This window comes from Streptomyces phyllanthi (genome assembly GCF_009377205.1).
Classification (GTDB): Bacteria; Actinomycetota; Actinomycetes; order Streptomycetales; family Streptomycetaceae; genus Streptomyces; species Streptomyces phyllanthi.
Map to the genome: position 1 here is coordinate 1 of NZ_VJZE01000838.1, position 2,005 is coordinate 2,005.

The window sequence follows — 2,005 nt, forward strand, 5'->3', positions numbered from 1 at the left end:
CGATCCTGGGGCTGTGGGTGGTGGGCCTCCCGGTCTCCCGCTACGTGCTGATCGTCTTCCTGGTTCCGTACCTGGTGCTCACGGTCGCCTCGTGGATCCGCGGCCCGCGGGAACGCCCCCCGTGGTACCGGCGGTTGCCGGCCTGGGTGGCGTACTGGTGGGGGCTGATCACGCTGGCCCTCTCCCTGATCACCATGGTGCAGGCGGCCTTCGGTGCGGACGAGGGCGCGCTCGCCGGACTCATGGGTGCCGTGGTGCCCGACGCCGTCGCCGGGTGGACGGGCGCGTCGTCCGGTGCCCCCGTCAAGGCGTTCCACGCCTGGGCCGCTCTCGTGGTCCTGCTGGCGGTGGCGGGGTGCGTCGCGGCGCAGCGCGGCCACTTCGCCGGGATACTGGCGCGCGAACTGCACCCGTCGCACTTCGGCGACATGGCCGGCGACCCGGCCGAGCACTTCACCGGGCGGCGCTTCCAGAGGCTGCGGCAGCGCATCCGCGTCGAGCAGCACTCACCGCTGGTGATGTACCAGGCGGCGCACCCCTTCTGCGGTGCCGGACAGGCCCACGACACCTGGACCCTCGCGGTCGAGCTGCGGCCGGACCCGGACCGTACGGAGCCGCCGCTGCCGGTCAACAACCGTGTGATCCTCGACAAGGTCGACGAGCTGCTCGCCCGGCTGCGGCTGCCCTCGCCGCACGCCGGGGGCATGGTGCGGGACCGGCTGCGCCGTCTCGAGCTCGACGAGTGCGTGTTCCTGCCGGTGGCCGGGCTGCCGCGCCGGGACCTCGCGCCGTACGACCCGGAGGCGTTCCTCGTGCACCGCACCGAGTCGGTCGAGGAGGGCGGGGAGTCCCGGAGGCACTTCCTGCGGGCCCGGGTCGCCGGCTGGGAGGAGGAGGTCGTCACGACCGTCTTCGTCCGTGTGCACACCCAGGGCGGCATGCTGATGCTGGAGATCGCCCCCCATGTCCTGCTGCCGGTGCGCGCCGACTTCCAGGACGTGGACCGCGTCGCGTACCAGTACCGGCACAACACCCCGCTGGGCAAGGCGGTCTGGGCCCTGGCGCGTACGCCCCGCTCGGTGGTCGAGGCCGTGCTGGCACTGAGCCGCGCCGCCGTCATGAGCTGGCGGATGCTCACCGCGGGCTACGGCTCGGCGCTGCCCGACGGTCCCGCGCGGTCGGTCCGCGAGCTGGCGTCCGGCGACTCCGCCTCGCTCTTCCAGGACATGGACGTCAACCGCTATCTGAAGTCGATCCAGGACCGCGTCGCGCAGGGCGTACGGCAGGTGCTGAAGGAAGCGGGCTACCGGACCGACGAGTTCGCCCAGAAGATCGTGAACGTCAGCGGTGGCAGCACCCTGATCGAGAACGTACAGGGGTCGTTCGCCGTCGGCGACAACAACGTCATCACCCACAAGGCGCCGGGCGCACCGGGCGCACCGAGCGCACCGAGCGCACCGAGCGCACCGAGCGCTTCGGGCATATCGAGCACGTCGACCACGGGGGGAGCGGAGGAGAATGGCTGAGGATGAGCGGGGTTCCCAGCAGGGCGCCGGGCGGGGCTCCGGGCGCGGCGACATCACCATCAGCAACGTGAACGGGTCGTTCGCGATCGGCGACCGCAACAGCATCGTCAACCAGACCGGCGTGGGCATGCAGCGACCCGACCCCGAGCAGCAGGAGTTGCTGCGGGCGGTGCTCGAACTCCGCGCCGATCTCCAGCGGTTGCTCGCCAATGACCAGACGGCCGCCCTGGACACCGAACTCGCCGGAACGCAGGCCGAGATCGAGGCCTCCGGCCGGGCGGGCGAGAGCCGGCTCGCCCGGCTCCGGCAGGCCCTCGCGGACGCGGGTGCGCTGACCGGACTGCTGGCCTCGGCCGCCGCCGTGGGCCAGGCGGTCGGCGCGCTGACGGGGAGCTGAGCATGGCCGACGAGGGCGGGGTGCGCTGGAACCCGCAGACACAGCGCTGGGACACGGGCGCTCCCCAGGGCCGGTACACCCC

At 72.7% G+C, this 2,005-nt stretch carries 2 protein-coding genes; both read left to right on the forward strand.

The window, feature by feature from the left end:
* A partial coding sequence (locus tag FNH04_RS47085) for a hypothetical protein (protein WP_194237047.1) occupies nucleotides 1–1,526 on the forward strand: 1,526 nt, incomplete at its 5' end.
* Nucleotides 1,519–1,923, forward strand: coding sequence for a hypothetical protein (locus FNH04_RS45425; RefSeq protein WP_152792063.1), 405 nt, complete (start codon nucleotides 1,519–1,521; stop codon nucleotides 1,921–1,923). The genes FNH04_RS47085 and FNH04_RS45425, both read left to right, overlap by 8 nt.
* The last annotated feature ends 82 nt before the right edge of the window (nucleotides 1,924–2,005 follow it).